At 39.8% G+C, this 244-nt stretch carries 1 protein-coding gene; it reads left to right on the top strand.

Annotation, left to right across the window (positions count from 1 at the left end; all coding sequences use genetic code 11):
- Positions 1 to 244: hypothetical protein (locus SB749_RS20515; protein ID WP_410711935.1), on the top strand; the 244-nt coding region annotated here is incomplete at both ends.

Here is a 244-nt window from a genome sequence, read left to right as displayed (position 1 = left end):
AACTGAGCTTTTCCATGAAACCGAAAATCTAGATGTGTTTCTCAGGGCAAGCGATTGGAATGACATGGAATATTTTTTATCTTTGCCTGTGCTAGAAAAAGACGCATTCAATTATAACATTCGAGATATCTCAACGCTTGGAACCGGTACTCGCTACGACTCAATAAAGAGAATTGACGGCTTACCCGTCCATACGGTTGATATCATGCCCCCAGATTATATGTCTATTGAATCAGCTCAAAAA

This window comes from Brevibacterium sp. SIMBA_078 (genome assembly GCF_046534565.1).
Classification (GTDB): domain Bacteria; phylum Actinomycetota; class Actinomycetes; order Actinomycetales; family Brevibacteriaceae; genus Brevibacterium.
The sequence above is the reverse complement of the archived record's forward strand: the minus strand, read 5'-3'. Positions and strand labels throughout refer to the sequence as shown.